Origin of the sequence: Sorangium sp. So ce448, assembly GCF_051520915.1 — a bacterium.
Classification (GTDB): Bacteria; Myxococcota_A; Polyangia; order Polyangiales; family Polyangiaceae; genus Sorangium; species Sorangium cellulosum_B.
Genome location: NZ_CP150343.1, coordinates 10,625,127 through 10,644,366 on the forward strand (window position 1 = coordinate 10,625,127; position 19,240 = coordinate 10,644,366).

The window sequence follows — 19,240 nt, forward strand, 5'->3', positions numbered from 1 at the left end:
GCCGCGCTTCACGCGAAGGCGGGCACCTCCGCCGGATACTGCTGCCGGAGGAACGACGCCCACTGCGGCCGCCGCTCGGCGTGGAACACGTCGCCCGCGAGCATGCTGGTGATGAGCTTGCGCATCGTGGGCCGCTGGTTCGGCTCGAACAGCGTCTCCCGGAACTGGCCTTTGTAAAAACCCTGAACGACCCCCAGGAAGAGATCCACGGCGTAGCGGATCTCCGCCTCGTAGGCCGAGAACGCGGCGCGCGAGGTGTCCCCGGCGTCGAGCGCGCGGTGGATGGCCGTGGCGGCCAGATCGGCGCCCTTGATGGCGAGGTGCGCGCCCGTCGAGAAGAGCGGGTCGAGGAACCCGCCCGCGTCGCCCACGAAGAGCCATCCGTCTCCGGCGAGCTGGTCGATCCGGTACGAGAAATCGGCGAGCGCCCCCACCGGCCTGATGCGCCGCGCGCTCGCGAGGAACTCCCGCGCCCAGCCGCTCTGCGCGACGGTGCGATCGAAGAGCTCGTCGAGCCGCTCCCCCTTCGCCCGGCCCCGGATCCAGCTCGACGACACCACCGCGCCGACGCTCGTCACCTCGCCGCGGAACGGGATGAACCAGAACCACCCGTGCTCGAAGAGGACGATCTGGATGTCGCCCTGGTGGATCCCCGCCTCGCGGGGCACGCCCTCGTAGTGGGTGAACAGCGCGGTCTTGTCGAGCTCGGCCAGCTGCGCCTTCCGCCGCATCCTCGACGCGAGCAGCGTGTCCCGCCCCGTCGCGTCGACGATCACCGGCGCCCGGAGCTCGACGACGTCGCTCGAGTCGGCGCGCGCGGCCGCGGCCTCCTCCGGCCCGGCGCCGTCGGGTCGAGCGCGGGGCCGCGCGCGCACCCCGACGGCGCGGGGGCCCTCGAACATCACCTCGACGGCCTCCCACGACTCGCGCACCTCCGCCCCGAGCTCCGCGGCGTGGCGGAGCAGCAGCTGGTCGAACGCGTCGCGCTGCACCTGGTAGGCGAACTCGAACCGCGGCTCGAACGCGTCGGCGAAGCTGTACGTCCGCGTCCGCCCCGTCGACGAGCACAGGAACCGGGCGCCGTATTTGCGGAGGAAGCGCGCGTCCAGCTCCTCGTCCAGCCCGAGCCGCTCGAAGACCTCGCGGGACAGCGGCAGCAGCGACTCGCCGATGTGAAAGCGAGGGAACCTCTCCCGCTCGAGCACGAGGGCCCGGCGCCCGAGGCGGGCCAGCGATGCGGCGAGCGTCGACCCACCCGGCCCTCCGCCGAGGATGATTGCGTCCCAGCGATCCGTCATCGCTCGTCGTATAGTGCGTGCCGACGCTCGAGAAAATGCGCTCTCGGCGTCGCGCGCCGGGCAGGGAGGAGAGATCGGCGGTGCCCACGGTCGTGTTCGAGGACGGCGCGCTCGGCCCCGCCGTCACCGCGGAGGCGGGAGCGGGCAGGCTCATCGATGTCTGCGACGACGCGCGCGCTCCGATCGTGTTCTCGTGCCGCGACGCGCGCTGCGCCACATGCCGCGTCGAGGTCGTCGAAGGGGAGCAGCTCCTCGAACCGCCCGCGCGCGGCGAGCGCGATCTGCTCGATCGCCTCGGCGCCCCGCCGCGGCTCAGGCTCGCGTGCCAGGCGGTGCTCCGCGCGGGCCCCGGGCTGGTCCGCTTGCGCGGGGTCGTCGGCCGCGAGGGCTGAGCGGCCGGGGGGCCCGCGGCGAGCATCGCGCGCGCCCGCCATCGGGCACCGCCGCAGCGCGCACGTCCCGACGCGGCGGAGCGCGCTCCGCCGCCCTCGCGATCGTCTGCCCCGGTCGTGCCCTGCCATTGGCGGCACTGGCGAACGGTGTTAAGGCAGGCCCCGTTCTGAGGCCCGGCTCCTCGGGGAGGAGAGCGAGATCAGGCGCACCCCGGAGCTGCCCGCGCGCGGTGACGACGGGACGCCGCTCGCCTGGGACGCGCACCGCGGCACCTGCAGCCGCGGTCGCCCGTCGGGCGGAGATGGCAACACCGCGCGGAGGAGTGGACGAGACGTGACCAAAGCCAGGAAGCTGCGCGAACTCATGGCCCGCCCCGGGCCGATCGTCATCATCGGCGCGCACAACGGGCTCTCTGCAAAGATCGGCGAAGAGGCAGGGTTCGACGGGCTCTGGGCTTCCGGCTTCGAGATCTCCGCGAGCTACGCGGTGCCGGACGCGAACATCCTCACGATGGCGGAGAACCTCCAGGCCGCCAAGATGATGAACAGCACGTCGCTCCCGGTCGTCGCGGACTGCGACAACGGCTACGGCAACGCCGTCAACGTCGTCCGCTGCGTCGAGGAGTACGAGGCGGCGGGCATCGCGGCGATCTGCATGGAAGACAACATCTTCCCGAAGCGCTGCAGCTTCTACGCCGGCGTGAAGCGCGAGCTCGCGGACGTCGAGGAGCACGCGCTCAAGGTCCGCGCCGCGAAGGCGACGCAGAAGGATCGCGACTTCGTGGTCATCGCGCGGACCGAGGCGCTCATCGCCGGCTGGGGGATGGAGGAGGCGCTCCGCCGCGGCCGCGCCTACGCGGACGCGGGCGCCGACATGGTCCTCATCCACTCGAAGAGCAAGGACCCGGACGAGGTGCTCTCCTTCGCCCGCGCGTGGGACCGCCCGAACACGCCGCTCGTCTGCGTGCCGACGATCTACCGCACGACGAGCGTCGACACGCTGCACAAGGCCGGCTTCAAGCTGATCATCTTCGCGAACCACGCGATCCGCTCGTCGATCAAGGCGATGACGGAGACGCTCCAGACGCTGAAGCGCGAGATGTACACCGGCAGCGTCGACGACAAGGTCGTGCCGCTCGAGCGCGTCTACCAGCTCGTGGGCGTCGACAAGATGAAGCAGGAGGAGTCGAGCTTCCTGCCCTCCGGCAGCCCGGGCGTCACCGCCGTCATCCTCGCCGCCGGCCAGAGCCAAGGGCTCCTGCCGCTCACGGAGGAGCTGCCGAAGCCGATGCTCGACCTGAAGGGCAAGAGCATCCTCGAGCGGCAGATCGACGTGCTCAACGCGTGCGGCGTCAAGGACGTCGCCGTCGTGCGCGGGTACAAGAAGGAGGCCATCAAGGTCCCGAACGTCCGCTTCTACGACAACGACGAGTACGCGACGACGAACGAGGTGTCCTCGCTCTTCCGCGCCTCCAAGGAGCTGAGCGGGCCGTTCCTCTTCCTCTACGGCGACATCGTGTTCGAGCGCGGCCACCTCGAGAAGCTCCTCAAGAGCCCGGCGGACATCTCGATCGTCGTCGACCGCGCGTACGCCGAGGGCCAGCGGCCCAAGGACGCGCGCGGCGTGCCCGACCTCGTGGCCCTGAAGGACGCGCAGGAGGCCGGCTACCGCTTCGTCGGCGCCGAGGCGCCGCACCGGGTGGCCCGCGTCGGCCGCGCGATCCCCGCGGGCGAGGCGCACGGCGAGTTCGTGGGCATGGCCATGTTCACCGCGAAGGGCGCGCGCCTGCTCACCGACTGCTACCACCAGCTGCAGGAGACCCGCGCGAAGGGCGGCTTCCACGAGGCCGAGTCGCTCCGCAACGCGAGCTTCACCGACCTGCTCCAGGAGCTCATCGACCGCGGCGCGGACGTGCAGGCGATCGACGTTTACAAGGGGTGGCTCGAGATCGACACGTTCGAGGACTACCGTCGCGCCTGGGCGCTCATCAAGGAGTGAGGCGATGTCCCACGGTTCCCACGGTTCAGGCAAATCGTACGCGCCCGAGTTCGTCGCCGCGCTCAAGGAGGCGGGGTTCGACTTCTTCGCGGGCGTGCCCTGCTCGCTGTTGAAGGGCCTTGTCTCGCTGCTCGACGCCGACGCGAGCGCCCGTTACATCTCCGCGACCCGCGAGGACAGCGCCATCGGGATGGCGTTCGGCGCCTGGCTCGGCGGCAGGCTGCCGATGGTCCTGATGCAGAACTCCGGGCTCGGCGTCTCCGTGAACGCGCTGGCGTCGCTCAGCACGATGTACGAGGTGCCCGCGCTGCTCGTCATCTCCTGGCGCGGCGAGGGCGGCAACGACGCCCCGGAGCACATCATGATGGGCGAGATCATGCTCCCCATCCTCGATCTGATGAAGATCCAGCACCGCGTCCTCCGCGCCGCCGAGCCGATGGGGCCCCAGGTGCAGTGGGCGAAGGACGTCATGCTCTCCACCAGGCAACCGGCGGCGCTCATCGTGCCCGCGGGGGTGCTCGAATGAACAAGCTCGAAGCGCTGAAGGTCTTCACGGCGGCGGTCGGCAAGGACGACCTCGTGGTCTGCTGCAACGGCATGATCGGCCGCGAGCTCTACACGACGCAGGACCGGCCCTCGAACTTCTACATGATCGGCTCGATGGGGCTCGGCCTGTCGATCGGCCTGGGGCTCTCGCTCGCGCAGCCGCGCAAGCGGATCTTCGTGCTCGACGGCGACGGCAACGTCCTCATGGGCATGAACGCGCTCGCCAGCGTCGGCAGCGAGCGGCCGGCGAACCTCGTGCACGTCGTCCTCGACAACCGCTCCCACGCTTCGACCGGCGGGCAGCGGACGATCTCGGGCGACGTGAAGCTCGAGTCGGTGGCCAGCGCGGTCGGCTACCGCGCCACGCACCGCGCCGACTCCGTCGAGTCCTTCGAGGCGTCGCTGCGCGTCGCGCTCGTGCAGCCGGGCCCGGTCATGGTCCTCGCCCTCGTCGACGGCGGCACCGTGAAGGGCATCGGCCGCGTCGCGGAGACGCCGCAGGAGCTCGCCGCCCGCTTCGCGGCCGAGGCGCGCCGATGAGGGCGATCCTGCTCGCCGCCGGCCGCGGCCGGCGCATCGGCCGGGACGCGCCCAAGTGCCTCATCTCGATCGAGGGCAAGACGCTGCTCGAGCGCCACCTCGTGAACCTCACCGAGAGCGGCGTCACCGATCTGACGATCGTCGTCGGCTTCCGGCACGAGATGATCGAGGAGGCGCTCGCCTCGCTCCGCCCTTCGCTGAAGATCGAGCTCGTCAAGAACCCGCGGTTCACCCACGGCAGCATCGTCTCGCTCCACGTGGCGGCCGACCGGCTGTCAGGCGGCGGGCTGTGGATGGACGCCGACGTGCTGTACCCCGCCGCGCTGCTGCGGCGCCTCGTGAGCTCGCCCCACGAGAACTGCCTGCTTGTCGACGCGAGCTCGGAGGAGAGCGGCGAAGAGATGATGGTCGGCGTCCGCGCCGGCCGCGTCCTCAAGATCGCGCGCCGCGTGGGCAAGGACTGGGACCTTGCCGGTGAGACCGTCGGCTTCGCCAAGGTCGGCCCGCAGGGCGGTCGCACGATGCAGCGCCTCCTGGAGGAGGAGGTCTCCGCCGGCCGCCTCGACCAGGAGTACGAGGCCGCGATGGACCGCGCTTTCCAGGAGGTGCCGTTCGGAATCGAGCGCGTCGACGACCTGCCCTGGACCGAGATCGACTTCGAAGAAGACGTGGAGAAGGCCCGCCGCCTGGCAGCCGCTCTCTAGAGCGGGCGCTGAGGGGGACTGCTGAGCTCGGCGGCGCAGGGCGCCGAGCTCAGGCCACGGCCAGCTTCGCGCGACGGGATGCGCCGCGGAGGAACCAGCCGTTCAGCCCGATGACCGCGACGATCCAGACGACCCCGCCCGTCGCGAAGAAGACCTGACCCAGCCAGAGCTGGTTCACGAGGAGCGTCAGCACCACCATCGACAGGAACGCGTCGCCGTTCGATATCGCCCAGAGCGCGCCGATGAGGCGCGTGAGCGGCGACGCCTCCTCCCGGATCAGCTGCTTTACCTGATCCGCGCTGGTCGAGGACCGGCTCCGCCGCGGGTCGAACCACTCGTGCTCGAACGCGAGGTGCCCCATGCGCCCGATGAAGACATCGAAATGGGCAAAGAACGAGGAGGAGGGGCCGAGCGCCTGGATCTTCCGGCGCAGCACGTCCGCCGTCTCGTCGGTGCCCGTCTCGAAGATCGAGCAGTACTTGAGCTTGAAGTAGTCCGCGGAGAAAGAGCGCAGCGCCCCCTGGAGCAGCGCGATCAGCAGGAGTGCGTTCGTGGACACGGTCGCGCTCCACGGGCCCTCCGGCGGCGGGTGAAGGTGAAGGTGCCAGAAGATGCCGGCATAAAGGAAGACGACGCCCAGCCAGTCGGCCAGGCCGTCAATGGCGTGACCGGCGGGGCTCACCATCCTCTTCGCCCGCGCCAGCGCGCCGTCCACGCAGTCCAGGATGGAGCGGAGCTCGAACACGAGCGCCCCGGCGATGAGGTGCCCCGGATCATCGAACGTCACCAGGTAACCGGCCAGCGCGGCGAAGAGCGGCTGAACCAGCGTCACCTGGTTCGGCGTGACCGGCGTCCTCATCAGCCCCCGCACGATCCAGCGCGCGATCGGGTACCGATAGTAGCGATTGAGCGGGTCCTCCATCCGCATCTTCCAGCCGCCGGGCACACCGCCGGACTGGGCGGCAGGTGTCGAGCTCTCGGCAGCAGCGCGCGGTTCAGGCATCGGCGATCCCGGCCTGGACTCTAGGACAGCCGCCCCCGGGGACCAACTGGATTGCGACCTCTCGATGGACATGGCGTGACAGCTCGCTGCAAGCCCGCGTCCCGGCGCCACGCCGCACTTTCCAGGGCGTATCCCGTACCTCCGGCGACCAACCGCGTAGTTGTTTGCGCTCCTGAAGCCCCACCGAGAACCGCGCTTCGCACCTCGCGTGCGGACGCGACAGGCACACTCGGGCGCTCCCTTCCTGTAAAATCACATTCTCTCGCCTGCGGCGCAGTGACGTTGCGACGTTTGACGAGCGCGCGCGTCCGCTGGAGCCGGTCTGACGTGGCGGCCGCGCCCCGCCGCGCGCTTCGGGGGGCGCCCTGCGAGAATGGCGGCGCGCCGGGGCTCCTCGGCGCTATGGTGCCGCGGTGGCAAACAGGTCCTGGAGCGCGGCGCTCCTGCTCGTGGCCGCGGGGTGCACCGCGAGCGTGGGATCCATCGGGGCTGTCCTTGGGCGAGATAACGAGTCGCTGGCGCTCTACGTGCGCGACGTGCCGCCGGGCCTCGCCGCCGAGCGAGCGGGGCTGATCCCGGGCGACGAGATCATGATGATTGATGGCGTGTATGTCCGGGATCTCCCGTCGGCAGCGGTGCGCGATCGGCTCCGCGGCGCCGTCGGGAGCGCCGTCGAGCTCACCGTCGTCCGCGGGCGCGACGTGCGGCGCGTCCGGATCGTGCGCACCGAGCTAAGGGCGCACGAGGGGCTCAAGCCCAGAGAGGAGCAGATCCTGCCTTGAAGCGGGGCCGGTGACCGCTCATTGCGCGGCGAGCGCCACGAGCTCGGCATAGTGCTTGTTCGCGTAGAAGGAGAGCACATCGACGGCGTCGCGCACCTCGCTCGGATCGAGGTCCTCGAGGCGGTACTCGACGCTGAGAATCACGTCGCCCTCCTCGTCGGCCGAGAGCTTGGCCATGTTGATCTCGCGGTTCAGCTGGAGCAGGCGCCGCACGATCGCGTCGCCCTCTTCGAGCTCCATCGGCAGCCGCACGAACGGGATCACCGCGAAGACGACGAAGGGGGGCGCGAGCCGCACGAACAGCGGGAAGAGCCGCTCGGCCCCCTGGAAGTCGCTGCGCAGGGTGTCGTTGGATACGACCTCCACAGCCCAGCCCTCGCGCTCGAGGCACGCCTTGATCTCGTCGAACGTCATGCGCGGCATCATAGCCTCTGACGGCGCGGCGCACTCGGGGCGAGCGCGCCGGCCGAGAGCGCGACCGATCGACGGCCCGACGCCCCCCGCTCGTCCGGTCTCGCGCCCACCTCGCGTCCACCCCTCACGTCCACACCGACAGCCCGGAGGCAGCTCGTCCGGCCGGCGCTTTTGTCCGTGGAAGGCCGCGGCTCGCGTTGACGGTGCCCCGCGCTCGAACTATGCGTAGAGGTCAGATTTCGAGTCCGCCGAAGGAGCGATTCATGCGCCGTTACCAGTTCACATCCGAGTCCGTCACCGAAGGACACCCCGACAAGGTGTGCGACCAGATCTCCGACGCCATTCTCGACGGGATCCTCGAGAAGGATCCGACGGCCCGCGTCGCGTGCGAGACCCTGGTGAAGACGGGGATGGCCGTCGTGGCCGGCGAGATCACCACCTCGGCGTGGGTCGACATGCCGGTCGTCGTGCGCAACACCATCAAGGACATCGGCTACACCGACGCCGCGATGGGCTTCGACTACGAGACGTGCGCGGTGCTCACGGCGATCGAGAAGCAGTCGCCCGACATCTCCCGCGGCGTCACCGAGGGCGAGGGCCTCTTCAAGGAGCAGGGGGCAGGCGACCAGGGGCTCATGTTCGGTTATGCGACCGACGAGACGTCGGAGCTGATGCCCTCCCCCATCAGCTATGCCCACCGCCTCGCCCGGAAGCTCGCCGATCTCCGCAAATCCAAGAAGCTCGACTGGCTGCGCCCCGACGGCAAGACCCAGGTCACGATCGAGTACGAAGACCAGACGCCCGTGCGCGTGAGCGCCGTCGTCGTGTCGACGCAGCACAGCCCCGAGGTCAAGCACAAGACGATCGTCGACGCGGTGCGGAGCCTGATCATCGAGAAGAGCATCCCGGCCAAGCTGATGGATCGGAACACGAAGATCTACGTGAACCCCACCGGCCGCTTCGTGGTCGGCGGCCCCTACGGCGACGCCGGCCTCACCGGCCGCAAGATCATCGTCGACACCTACGGCGGCATGGGCCGGCACGGCGGCGGCGCCTTCAGCGGCAAGGACCCGACGAAGGTCGATCGCTCCGCCTGCTACTACGCGCGCTACGTCGCGAAGAACGTCGTCGCGTCCAAGCTCGCGGCGCGCTGCGAGGTGCAGATCGCCTACGCCATCGGCGTCGCCCAGCCGGTCGGCGTCCACGTGAACACCTTCGGCACGGGCCGCGTAGGTGAGGACGTGCTCGAGAAGTACATCATGCAGAACTTCGACATGCGGCCGAAGGCGATCATCGAGCAGCTCGACCTGCTGAAGCCCATCTACCGAAAGACGGCCGCGTACGGCCACTTCGGGCGTGACGAGTTCACCTGGGAGAAGACGGACCGCGCGGCCAAGCTGGCCGAGGACCTGCTGCGCCCGACGCTCGCCGCGGTCCCCGCGGCCACGAACGGCTCCGGGAGCAAGAAGGAGCCGAAGCGCAAGGGCAAGAAGGAAGTGGGCGCCCAGGCCTGATCGTTCAGAGCGCTCCGCCCGCTACGGGTGAGCGGGGCGAACCGTGGACGGCCCCTCGGAGAGGCCGAGAGCGCCGGCGCTGTGAAAGCGCCGGCGCTCTGCGTTTTGTCGCCACGACCCGCGTCTCCTGGAGCGCTCGTGACCATGGCGCCTGGGTCGGATGCGGGGGCCATGATGTGGGCATTCACCTCACAAAAAAGCACCGGCATTTGCCGGGATGGGCTGACTGCTGCGGCCGCTTCTGCTGATAAAATCATCGACGACTCCCGTATCGCCGGATCGACCGAACCTCCCTGGTTCCATGCGACCTCGAGGAGCACCGATGAAACCTTGGTTGAATTTCTTGAGCTTCATCACTGCGGCCGGGTGTCTGGGCACGGCCTGCACCGGGAACATCGGACCGGTAGGCGGCCTTGATGTCGGAGAGGGCGGCGCGGCGAGCGCCTCCAGCACCTCCAGCACCGGCGGGACACCGACCACGACAGCCGAAACGACGGCCGACGCGACGACCGTCGCCACGTCCGCGGGCGTGGGTGCGGGGGGCGCGGGCTGCAGCGGCTCGCCGGACGCCGACGACGACGGCGACGGCTTCACGGAGCTCGACGGCGACTGCGACGATTGCAACGCGCTGATCAACCCGCGAGCGCTCGAGCTCCCGACGATCGCTGGAGAAGGGGGAGCCTCGCCGGAGCCCGTGGACGACGACTGCGACGGCATCCCCGACAACGTGCCCGAGCCGTGCGACGACGGGATCCCGATCGACGACCTGGATCCGCTCAACGCCGCGAGGGCGGTCGAGCTGTGCAAGATGTCGTCCGGGCCCGACGACTGGGGCGTGGTCTCCGCCGCCTGGGTCATGGTCGACGGCGCGCCGCCGCCGCAGGAGGCCGAGCTGCTCGCCAACTTCCATCTCGGGCACGGCATCCTCCCCAAGTTCGGGCCCAACGTCCCGCCGAGGGCGGGCACGCGGCTGCTCGCCCTCTCGAGCGGCACGGCGCGGACGCAGAACGACGAGGGGTTCGAGAGCCCGCAAGGCTTCGACAAGAAATACGAAGGTGATTTCCCCGAAGACTTCCCGAAGGACCCCCGCGGCTGTGACGATCTGGTGCTCGCGAAGCCGTCCGACCCGACCGCCGTCGAGATCACCCTCCGGGTCCCGTCGAACGTCCGCGGCTTCGCGTTCAACGTCAATTACGTCACGTTCGACTGGCCCGTCGTCTGCGACAGCTTCAACGACTACTTCGTCGCGTTCCTCTCACCGCGGCCGGCCAACCTCATCGATGGCCACATCCTGTTCGACAGCGAGCGGAACGCCATGAGCGTCAACAGCACCTTCATCGACGTCTGCGCCTGCGACAGCGGCCCTCCCTGCGATCTCGACGGCAGGGTGTACGCGTGCACCCGCGGGATCCGGGAGCTGCTCGGGACGGGGTTCGAGGGCCGCGCGGGGACGAGCTGGCTGGTCACGTCGGCGCCCGTGGAGCCGAACACGGAGATCAAGATCCGATGGGGGGCGTACGACGCCGGAGACCATCAGCTCGATTCGACCGGGCTCGTCGACAACTGGCGGTGGCTCACCGACAAGGACGAGAGCGTGATCACGCTGCCCGATCCACCTGCGCCGGCGCCGTAGGGCGTATCGCGGCAGCGGCGGCGCGCCGGCGTGCGTGGGAGGCGATGGCCCGCGCGCCGGGCGATCAGGCCGCGATCGGCGCGTCCGAGGTCGCCGCGCCGACGCCGGCGAGCAGCTCCTTGTACCAGGCGGCCGCTCCCGCCGCGCGGCCCGGCAGCGCGCGGCTGCCCCAGAGGACCGAGAGCGTGCGCGTCGTCCCCGCGTGCGTCTTCGTCCGCTGCGCGTCCTTCACGGCGTTCGCGCAGGGGCCGTCCGCGTCGAAGACGCAGAGGAGCCCCTCGAGGTCGATCTCCTGCCCCGAGGCGTTGAACACGTAGCGGGAGCCAGCGGGCGCGACCTCGATGCGGAGCGGCGGGCGGGCGCGATCGAGATCGATCACGCTGATGGGCAGGCCCGTGTGCAGCGACACGGCGTTGCACGCGTCCACGGCCGCGTTGATGGCCGCGAGCGATCCCCCCTCGGCGGCGCGGATGAGGTACTCGGAGGCCGGCTTGCCCCGGCCTGTCGGCTTGTAGCCGCCGTGCCGGAGCAGATCGCGGACCGCCGACCGCACGGCGTCGTCCGAGCGGAACGGGGCCGAGGCCTTGTCGGACAGGAGGCCGCGGAGCGCGTCGCTCCCCTGCAGCTCGCCGAGCGGCGCGGGGAACGTCGTGACGAAGGCGGCGACTTCGAGCAGAGGATGGGCCGAGAGCGTGAGCACGCGGCGCACTCTACACGACGACAGCGCTCCTGGATGGATGCTCGTCATCTCACACTCTCTCGGTCGATCCCGGGAGTGCGCAGGTCGACTCGATGGTGCCCTGAGCGACCTCGTCCCTCTGCCGCGCAGATCGACTACCCTGGCCGGCCGTGACGACGGACTCCACACGCCCGAAGCTGAGGTCGCCCGCCGAGCTCCGGCGCTCGATGGGCGCCGCGGCGCGGAGCCGCCCAGGAGGCGCCGCACCACCGCTCGCCGAGCGCGTGATCCCGTGGCTGCTCGGGGCCGTCGTCGCCGGGTCCGTGCTCGCCATCGGCGCTGTCCATACGCCGACGCTGGCCCTGGTGTCCGCGGTCGTGGCGATCGCCGCCGCGCTCTCGCTCCGCGCCAGCGCGCTCGCCGGCGAGCCGTCTCCCGTGAAGACGCTTCCGGCGCTCACGCTGCTCGGCTTGACCGCGTATACGCTGCTGCAGGCCGCGCCGCTGCCGCTCGCCTGGCTCGAGCGGCTCTCGCCGGCGAGCGCCGACATCTGGTCGCGCTCTTTGATGCCGCTCGGCGAGGCGGCGCCGCGGTACGCCAGCGTCTCGCTCGACCCCGGCGCCACGCTGGTGGAGGCCGTGAAATGGCTGACCTATACCGGCGTCTTCCTCACGTCCGCGTTCGTCGGCGCGCGGCGCGGCGCGAAGCTCGGGATCACCCTGGTCTTCGGCAGCGCGTTCCTCGCCGCGCTCACGACGATCGCCCACGGGCTGCTCGGCGCGACGACCGTCTTCGGCCTGTATCAACCGCGGTTCTCGGTGGCGTCATGGCACGTCGGGCCGCTGCTCAACCCGAACAACCTCGCCGGTTACCTGAACCTCGGCATCCTCTCGGGGGTCGGGCTGCTGCTCACGAGCAGGCCGCTCCTGCCGCCCTGGGTCGCCGGCGTCGGGCTCACCACGATCGTCGGGGTCGGCATCATCGCGTCGTCTCGCGGAGGGCTGCTCGTGCTGCCGCTCGGCCTCGCCCTCTTCGCGTTGCTCTCGCGGCGGCGGCGCGGCAGACACCGCTCCGGCCCCCGCGGCCGGGGCGCGGCGGCGTGGCTGTTGAGCGTGGCCATCGGCGGCGGCGCGCTGCTGGCCGCGCTCGCCGCGACGAACCGCACGCTCGCGGAGATGGCGGACGACAACCTCGACAAGCTGTCGCTCTTTCGCTCGACGCTCCCGCTGCTCGCGGATCACTGGCTCCTCGGCATCGGGCGCGGCGCGTTCGAGACGGTGTTCCCCGCGTACCGACAGTCGCCGGGGAACATCGTGTTCACACACGCCGAGAACGTCGTGATCCAGTGGGCTGCGGAGTGGGGTGCTCCGGTCGCGGCGGCCTCGCTCGTCGCGCTCGGCGTCGCGTTTCGCCCGGGCAAGATCGCCTTGCGCGCGAGCACGGCGGCGCTGGGCGCCTGGGTCGGCTGCGCGGTGCTCGTCCTCCAGAACCTGTTCGATCTCGGGCTCGAGGTGCCAGGCGTCAGCATCGCGCTCGCGGCGACCCTGGGCTCGCTCTGGGGTGACGCCCATGGCGAGCGGCCGCGGCACGAGGCTCCGGCAGGCGAGCCCGGCCCGGAGCGGTGGCGGCCGTGGCAGGCGGCGGCTTGCGCCGCGGCCTCCGCGCTCGCGCTCGTCTCCCTGATGGTGCGCTTCGGCTGGCGTGACGTCGACCACGACCGCCGGTCGCTGCGCGCGCAGAGCGACGCCGGCGCGGCGAGCGGCGCCGGCTGGCCGCGCTTCCGCGAGGAGCTCCGCGCGGCGATCCTCCGCCACCCTGCGGAGCCGTACTTCCCGCTGCTCGGCGCGGTCGCCGCGCTCCGGGGCAGCGGCGAGAGCCCCATCCCATGGCTCCAGCGCACGCTCGAGCGCTCGCGCCGCCACGGGCGCGCCCACCTCCTGCTCGCGGAGGTGCTCGCGTCGCGCGGCGTCAAGGAGCAGGCGCTCCTGAGCCTGCGGCTCGCCGTGGAGGACGACCGCGGCGTGACCGCCACGGCCGCGGGGCTCGCCCGGCAGTGGACCCACACGTGGGAGGAGCTGCTGCGGGCCGTGCCGGAAGGCAAGGCCGGGGTCGTGATGCTCGAGCGCATGGCCACCGCGGGCGACCGCCGGGAAGAGGTCGAGCTGCGCCTGCGCTGCGCGGAGGAGGCGATCGCGCGCGACCCCGCGCGGGTCGGAGCGCACTGGGCTGCCGGCGACGCGCTGCTCGCGATGCTGGAGGCCCCGGGCTCCGCCCGCTGCGGCGGTGACGACGGGCGGAGGGCCGCCTGCGAGCGGGAGATCGAGGCGCACGCGGCGGCGGTGCAGGGCCTCGACGACGGCTCGTTCTTCGCGGTCCAGCTGAGGGCGCGGCTCCTCCTTCTGGGCAAGAAGAGCGCGGAGGCGGAGCAGCTGCTCTCGGGGAGCTGCGAACGGCTGGACAACCGGGTCGGCTGTCTTCGCCTGCGGGTCGTCGCGGCGGCGCAGATGGCCTCGTCCGAGAAGCTCCTCCCCGCGCTCCGCGAGCTGCTCTCCGCGTCGTGCACAACGCTCGCGGCGTGCGCGGCGACGTCGACCTGGGCCGGCGACCTGCTCGCGGCGCGTGAAGACCATCCGTCGGCCGTGACCTACTACGCGCGGGCAGCGCAGGACGAGCCGACGGAGGAGCGCCTCCTCAAGCTGGCCGACGCCGCCAGCCGCGCGGGCGCGCACATCGAGGCGTCGAAGGCGCTGGAGCGCCTGCTGCAGCGGCGCGGGGGGCAGGACCCTGCGCTGCGCAAGCGGGTCCTCGAGGAGAAGGCGAAGGCGCTGGCGCCCTCGTTTGACCCGTAGGTAGACTGCGCCCCCCGTCCACGTGCGCGCGTCCAGTTCCCTCGAGCGAATCGTTCCGTGAAGTTGTCGTCGTTGCTGCGCGCCTTGACGCATGGAGGCACTGGGGTCGCGTTCGCCGTCCTTCTGCCGCGCGCTGCCTCGCTCGCTGCCCAGTGGGTGCTCGCGCTCGTGGCCGGGCCGGCAGAGCTCGCCGCCCTCGCCAACTACATGTCCAGAGGGGTGGTCGTCGTGGCGCTGGTCGCCGCCGGCCTCTCGCCAACCCTGGCGCGCAGGGCGCGAGCGATGGCGACCAGGGCCGGGCGCGCGCTCGCGGGCGGCGCGATCGCGCTCATCGCCTTCATCGCCTTCAGTGTCACGCTCGCCCACGAGCTGGGGTCCGGGCTGGGCGTCATGGCGGGGGTGGTCACCGCGTTCTTCAGCGCGTGCTCGCTCTTCGCCGCCGCCTCGACGAGCATCTTGCCCATCTCTCAGCTCCAGGGGCGCTTCCTGCAGACGCTCGCGGTGCTCCTCGTCTTCTCGCCCGGCGCCTCCATGGCGGCCGCGCTCGCGGGCAGCCCGGCTGCGGTGTCCGTCGCGGTCGGGTTCGCCGGTGCCACGCCTGCGCTGCTCCTCGTGCGCCCCACCCGGATCCGACGCGCAGCGCGTTACGCGATGCTCGTCGTTCGGCACGCGGTCCCCTATTCGATCGCGAACTTCTCGACGGTCGTCGTCTATCCGCTCTCGCTCAGCGTCAGCCAGCCGCTCATCGGTGATCATCGCACCGGGCAGCAGGTGCTCTACTGGTCGTTCGTCGCCGCCCTCTCGCAGGCGTCGCAGGCGTTCGCCGCACGCGCTGTCGCGGGCACGCTCGGGGCGGGGGGCGAGACGAACTGGCACGCGCGCGCCGTGCGCTCCTGGCTGCCCGCGGCGGCGGCGCTCTCGGTCATCGCCGCGATCCTCTACACGCTCTTCGCTGTCCCGATCTCCTGGCTGCCGTTCTCGGGTGCCGCGCGCGACGCCATGACGCTGACCATGCTGGTCTCGGGGATGGGTCCGCTCATCACCGATTCCATGTGCGTCTACTTCTGCGGTCCGCGGTCGCGCCGCGCGCTCCCGATCGGCAGCGTGCTAAGCAGCGCGAGCCTGGCCGGCCTTCTGCTGCTGGCGCCCGAGCCCTTGATCCGGCATTTCGGGGTGTTCGGCCCTTCCGTGCTCGTCGGCGTGGCGCGGCTCGCCTTCCTGACCGACGCGCCGGTGCGGCGATACGCGCTCGTCGCGATGCTCCTGCTGGTCTCGGCCTTCGCGCTGGCGTTGACGCTGGGGCGCCCCCTCGGCGTCTAGCGCCGCGCGCAAGGGATCCCGACGAGATCGCCAGACGCGCGGAGCTACGAACGCGCGTCGCGCGCGCGGCATCCCGCGGTGGCGCGATCGGGCGATCGCCCTCGCGCGGGCCCGCGCGACGGCGAGGAGCGCGGCGGCCAGTGCGCCGAGGCCGGCCGTCCAGGAGTCCGTGTGCTGCCCTGGCGCCTCGGAGCAAACGCAGCCACGACCATAAAGGAGCGTGTCGTACGGCACAGCTGCGGAGCCGGCAACGCCGCCGCCAGCTCCACCTCCGGCCCCGCCACCCCCGCCACTACCTCCCTCACCCCCGGCCCCGCCTCCCTCACCCCCGGCCCCGCCTCCCTCACCCCCGGCCCCGCCAGCCCCAGCGCCTCCTTCGCCTTGTGGCATCCTCACGATCACGCCGTCCGACCCGCGATCCGGGGAGAGCCCCGCGGCAGAGACCGCGCGCACACCGACATAATACTTCGCCCCGTCGAGCAGCGGCAGCCCTCGAATCGAGACCTCGGAGACGTCGCCGACATTCCGCCACGCCGGCGAGTCGATGTAATCGCCCTGGCCGCCCACGACCGCCACCTGATACGCGATGGCCTCCGCGACCTTCGACCATCTCACATGGAGAGTGTCTCTCGTGTTGATCTCGTCGACGTCCTCGCCTGTATCGGAGCTGCTCGGGTCGACATCCCAGACGAACTCGGGCGCTGGCAGGATCTCGTGCCGTAAGTTGTAGAGATAGCCATCTGCGACGCTCACCACGATGTCGTCATTGCCATCGCCGTCCGTGTCCGCGAGGATCGGCGCGCCGACCGGATTGCCGAAGCGATGGGACCAGAGGAGGCGCTTCGAGCACACGTCGACCGCGTAGAGAAAGCCGTTCGTGGAGCCGACCACGACGGTGCTGCCCTCGGAGGCGCGCCCCGTGAGGTTCCGCGAGCTCGCCACGTCGCCGAGCTGACCCATGACGGCGCTCGCCTGACGTGCGGCCTCCTCGTCAGCGAACGCAGCATCGCCGGCGAGGACCACGGAGCTCGCTCGCCCGGCGACGGAGGCGTCGAGCTCAGTGAACGTGAGGCGCGCCGGCATCATGAACGAGCCCTCGACGAGGAGCGACCGGCCCTCACACGCGGCGATCGCACCGTGCGGATACGGCCGGCTGTCCTCCGTGCCCTTCCAGAGAGCAGCCCTGAGGTCGTGCGACAGCGTCCTCGCCGGGAAGCGCCCCCCCTGCAGCGTCATCTCGAGCTGCGAGTCCCCCGATACGTCGGCGACGATCGGCATGAAATAGGTGAGCGGCTCGCCGCTCTCGCCGAGGGAGCTGCCGTCCCGACCGGAGAGCACCCGGGCGGAGTTGATCGCGAGCGCGACGTCCTGCGCCCCATCTCCGTTCCAGTCCGCGAGCGCGGCCGCCTGGGTCCCGGCCGCCGCGGCGATGCGCTGATTCCAGCGCACCGCGCCGCTCTGCTCGATGGCGAGCACGTCAGTGCGCAGGTCCTGGTCGACCGTGAGCGCGACGAGCTCCGGGGCGCCGTCTCCATCGAGATCGCCATGCAGCACGTCCCACGCAGGCGGCTTCTCCAGCGAGACCTCGCGCGTCTGCGCGCCGCTGGCGTCGAGCATCGCGACCGAGTACCTCGCCGGATCGGTGAGCGGGTGCCGCCGCCTGAAGCACGCGAGGGTCGCCGGCGCATTGCCATCGGAGGGCGCGATGGAGGCGCCGAACGCGTCCATCACGCGCCATGCGGCCTTGGCGGGCGCGACATTGCTCGCCCCCTCGGACGCGATCCGGATGAGGTCACCCCGGCTGTCGACCACGACGACGCTGGCCGCCGTGTCGCCGGGAGAGAGCTTCGCTGCGAGCGGAGCGCGGCCGAAGTCGACGTAGGCGCCCGGACCGGTGCTGTAACCGCCGACGCGCGCCCCGGGCAGGAGATCGCGCCCCTCCTGCACCAGGTTCGTGGGCGCGAGCGACGCGTCGAGCAGCGTGAGAAACCCGTCATCGCGGGAGATGACGAGCCGCGGAAAAGCCGGAGACGTCGCCGCCACCGTGTCGAGCGCCGCGATATCGACGCCAGGCTCGACGGGGTATGCCGCGGCCGGCGAGACCCCGCCCTCGAGCATCTCATAAGCGGTGAGGGCTACCGGCTCCGAGGTCGCCTCGAGCACGAGCTCGCCGCGCCCGTCGCCGGTGAGATCCGGGGTGACAAGCGACCAGATATGGCCCGTCCTGCGCGACCTCGACCAGTCCATCCGCGTGCGTATCCGCTCTCCGTCGAGCGACCAGAGCTGCTCGACCCGCTCGGCTCGCCCGCGGCTGAACCGGAAGGCGGACACGCGCGCCTCGCGCGACGTGAGGATCCACTGCTCGGAGCCGGAGCCTCCCGGGATCGCGCCTCGCGCCATCTCGTCGGGGATGGCGGCGAGCTCGTCGCCCGTGGCTGCGTCGAGCACGATGGAGGTCCACGAGCCCCCCGCGCTGCCGCTCACCAGCACCTCGAGCGCGCCATCACCGTCGAGATCCCACGCGAGCTGCGTCGGAGCGCGGGCGTCGCCGCCGTCCTTCGGCGCGAGGGTCTTGCGCCACACGACGGCGAGCGAGGGGCTCTCGCCCGGTCTGTACGCGAGCAGCGTGACCTCGCGCGCGCCCTGCTGGCCGACGACGCGGTTCTGAAAGCAGAGCGCGTGCTGCCGCGGCGTGGACGGGTCGCCCAGGGTCACGGCCTCGCAGGCCGAGCCGCCGAGGTACGCGCCGATGCTCGCCGACTCTGCGAACACGGTCCCCGTTCCCGAGACGAAGAAGAACCGATCATGAGAGGGGACCAGGAGGTCCGATGTCCCGTCGCCATCCCAGTCGCCCACCGTGTTGGCCGTGGCGCTGCAGTGCGAGCGCCGCGGAGGAGCGGACAACCGGTCAACGGCATCGAACCCGCGCGCGAAGCTGTAGATCACGCCGGGGCTGTCCGTGCGAACGGAGCAGCAGCCGCACTCGTCGAGGAAGAGATCGAGGTGGCCGTCGCCGTCGAGATCGGCCAGGCGTGCGGCCCCGAGCGTCCCGAGCTCCGAGGCGTCCTCGCGCCAGAGGATGGCCCCGCTTTCGCCGGCGACGACCGCCGCCCCGGCGCCGCTCAGCACGACCGCTTCGAGCGATCCGTCGCCGTCGAGATCATCGAGGGCGTGCAGCGTTTGAAAGCCCATGGAGGGAGTGCTCCAGCGGATGAAGCCCTGCGGATCGGACAGCACCACGCGGCCGCTAGACACGAAGAGCAGGTCGACCTCGCCGTCCTGGTTCGCGTCGCCAGCAAGCACCTTGCCCGTCGAGAGCACGCCGCCGAGGTATGCCCGCCAATAGGGCGCCGGCTTCACGATATTGCTCGTGGACGACGTGGCGCCCGTGCGCTGCGGATCGTGACGGGCAGAAGCCCAGTCGCCGGCGGCGAAGGCGCCGTCGAGCAGGAGCGCGGAGCAAACGGCGCTCGCCACCGCGCGGCGCATCAACAAGGAGAATCGTTCCATGCGGTTCTTCCCGACGCGCGCCGCTGCCAGCCGCGCGGCGGCATTGTACGCGATCAC

The 19,240-nt window shown here is 71.1% G+C and carries 14 protein-coding genes; 10 read left to right on the plus strand and 4 right to left on the minus strand.

Going from position 1 to position 19,240, the window contains the following annotated elements:
- Window positions 1-8: 8 nt before the first annotated feature.
- On the minus strand, window positions 9-1,298 hold the full coding sequence (locus tag WMF45_RS40045; protein ID WP_437711274.1) for an NAD(P)/FAD-dependent oxidoreductase: 1,290 nt from the start codon (window positions 1,296-1,298) through the stop codon (window positions 9-11).
- An 80-nt stretch (window positions 1,299-1,378) separates the two neighbouring features.
- Between WMF45_RS40045 and WMF45_RS40050 the strand changes: the two genes are divergently transcribed.
- The 5 genes from WMF45_RS40050 (at window position 1,379) to WMF45_RS40070 (ending at window position 5,479) form a co-directional block, all read left to right on the plus strand.
- The gene (locus WMF45_RS40050; RefSeq protein ID WP_437711276.1) at window positions 1,379-1,690 is read left to right on the plus strand and encodes a 2Fe-2S iron-sulfur cluster-binding protein; all 312 of its coding nucleotides are present in this window, start codon (window positions 1,379-1,381) and stop codon (window positions 1,688-1,690) included.
- Window positions 1,691-2,024: 334 nt separating this feature from the next.
- Window positions 2,025-3,689 carry an isocitrate lyase/phosphoenolpyruvate mutase family protein gene (locus WMF45_RS40055; RefSeq protein ID WP_437711278.1) on the plus strand — a complete coding sequence of 555 codons (1,665 nt, stop codon included), beginning with the start codon at window positions 2,025-2,027 and terminating at the stop codon, window positions 3,687-3,689.
- Between the two features lie 4 nt (window positions 3,690-3,693).
- Window positions 3,694-4,215: a thiamine pyrophosphate-binding protein gene (locus WMF45_RS40060; RefSeq protein WP_437325131.1), complete on the plus strand. Its 522-nt coding sequence runs from the start codon at window positions 3,694-3,696 to the stop codon at window positions 4,213-4,215.
- Window positions 4,212-4,775, plus strand: coding sequence for a thiamine pyrophosphate-dependent enzyme (locus WMF45_RS40065; RefSeq protein WP_437711280.1), 564 nt, complete (start codon window positions 4,212-4,214; stop codon window positions 4,773-4,775). Before WMF45_RS40060 ends, WMF45_RS40065 begins: the two co-directional genes overlap by 4 nt.
- Complete coding sequence (locus WMF45_RS40070; protein ID WP_437711282.1) at window positions 4,772-5,479, plus strand: NTP transferase domain-containing protein; 708 nt, start codon at window positions 4,772-4,774, stop codon at window positions 5,477-5,479. Before WMF45_RS40065 ends, WMF45_RS40070 begins: the two co-directional genes overlap by 4 nt.
- A gap of 49 nt (window positions 5,480-5,528) precedes the next feature.
- Here WMF45_RS40070 and WMF45_RS40075 read toward each other — a convergent pair whose 3' ends face one another.
- Entirely contained in the window at window positions 5,529-6,482 is a 954-nt protein-coding gene (locus WMF45_RS40075; RefSeq protein ID WP_437711284.1) for a CDP-alcohol phosphatidyltransferase family protein, read from the minus strand.
- Between the two features lie 413 nt (window positions 6,483-6,895).
- Here WMF45_RS40075 and WMF45_RS40080 point away from each other — a divergent pair, with 413 nt between their 5' ends.
- The gene (locus tag WMF45_RS40080) at window positions 6,896-7,264 is read left to right on the plus strand and encodes a PDZ domain-containing protein (protein ID WP_437711286.1); all 369 of its coding nucleotides are present in this window, start codon (window positions 6,896-6,898) and stop codon (window positions 7,262-7,264) included.
- An 18-nt stretch (window positions 7,265-7,282) separates the two neighbouring features.
- Here the strand turns inward: WMF45_RS40080 and WMF45_RS40085 are convergent, their stop codons facing one another.
- Window positions 7,283-7,678 (minus strand): YbjN domain-containing protein, encoded by a 396-nt coding sequence (locus tag WMF45_RS40085; RefSeq protein ID WP_437711288.1) that lies wholly within the window; start codon window positions 7,676-7,678, stop codon window positions 7,283-7,285.
- Between the two features lie 263 nt (window positions 7,679-7,941).
- Here WMF45_RS40085 and metK point away from each other — a divergent pair, with 263 nt between their 5' ends.
- Together metK and WMF45_RS40095 are read left to right on the plus strand one after the other, a co-directional pair.
- Entirely contained in the window at window positions 7,942-9,192 is a 1,251-nt protein-coding gene (gene metK, locus WMF45_RS40090; RefSeq protein WP_437711290.1) for a methionine adenosyltransferase, read from the plus strand.
- Window positions 9,193-9,514: 322 nt separating this feature from the next.
- On the plus strand, window positions 9,515-10,825 hold the full coding sequence (locus tag WMF45_RS40095) for a hypothetical protein (RefSeq protein WP_437711292.1): 1,311 nt from the start codon (window positions 9,515-9,517) through the stop codon (window positions 10,823-10,825).
- A 64-nt stretch (window positions 10,826-10,889) separates the two neighbouring features.
- On the opposite strand, the gene WMF45_RS40100 is transcribed toward WMF45_RS40095, so the two are convergent.
- Window positions 10,890-11,525, minus strand: a complete 636-nt coding sequence (locus tag WMF45_RS40100; protein WP_437719627.1) for a phenylalanine--tRNA ligase beta subunit-related protein — start codon at window positions 11,523-11,525, stop codon at window positions 10,890-10,892.
- Window positions 11,526-11,674: 149 nt separating this feature from the next.
- Between WMF45_RS40100 and WMF45_RS40105 the strand changes: the two genes are divergently transcribed.
- Together WMF45_RS40105 and WMF45_RS40110 are read left to right on the plus strand one after the other, a co-directional pair.
- Window positions 11,675-14,353, plus strand: a complete 2,679-nt coding sequence (locus WMF45_RS40105; RefSeq protein ID WP_437711294.1) for an O-antigen ligase family protein — start codon at window positions 11,675-11,677, stop codon at window positions 14,351-14,353.
- A gap of 57 nt (window positions 14,354-14,410) precedes the next feature.
- Window positions 14,411-15,673 (plus strand): hypothetical protein, encoded by a 1,263-nt coding sequence (locus tag WMF45_RS40110; protein WP_437711296.1) that lies wholly within the window; start codon window positions 14,411-14,413, stop codon window positions 15,671-15,673.
- Window positions 15,674-19,240 lie beyond the last annotated feature (3,567 nt).

Coding starts and splice junctions, on each gene's coding strand:
- WMF45_RS40045 (WP_437711274.1), bottom strand. CDS start 1,298: ATGACGGATCGCTGGGACGCAATCATCCTCGGCGGAGGGCCGGGTGGG.
- WMF45_RS40060 (WP_437325131.1), top strand. CDS start 3,694: ATGTCCCACGGTTCCCACGGTTCAGGCAAATCGTACGCGCCCGAGTTC.
- WMF45_RS40065 (WP_437711280.1), top strand. CDS start 4,212: ATGAACAAGCTCGAAGCGCTGAAGGTCTTCACGGCGGCGGTCGGCAAG.
- WMF45_RS40070 (WP_437711282.1), top strand. CDS start 4,772: ATGAGGGCGATCCTGCTCGCCGCCGGCCGCGGCCGGCGCATCGGCCGG.
- WMF45_RS40075 (WP_437711284.1), bottom strand. CDS start 6,482: ATGCCTGAACCGCGCGCTGCTGCCGAGAGCTCGACACCTGCCGCCCAG.
- WMF45_RS40085 (WP_437711288.1), bottom strand. CDS start 7,678: ATGACGTTCGACGAGATCAAGGCGTGCCTCGAGCGCGAGGGCTGGGCT.
- metK (WP_437711290.1), top strand. CDS start 7,942: ATGCGCCGTTACCAGTTCACATCCGAGTCCGTCACCGAAGGACACCCC.
- WMF45_RS40095 (WP_437711292.1), top strand. CDS start 9,515: ATGAAACCTTGGTTGAATTTCTTGAGCTTCATCACTGCGGCCGGGTGT.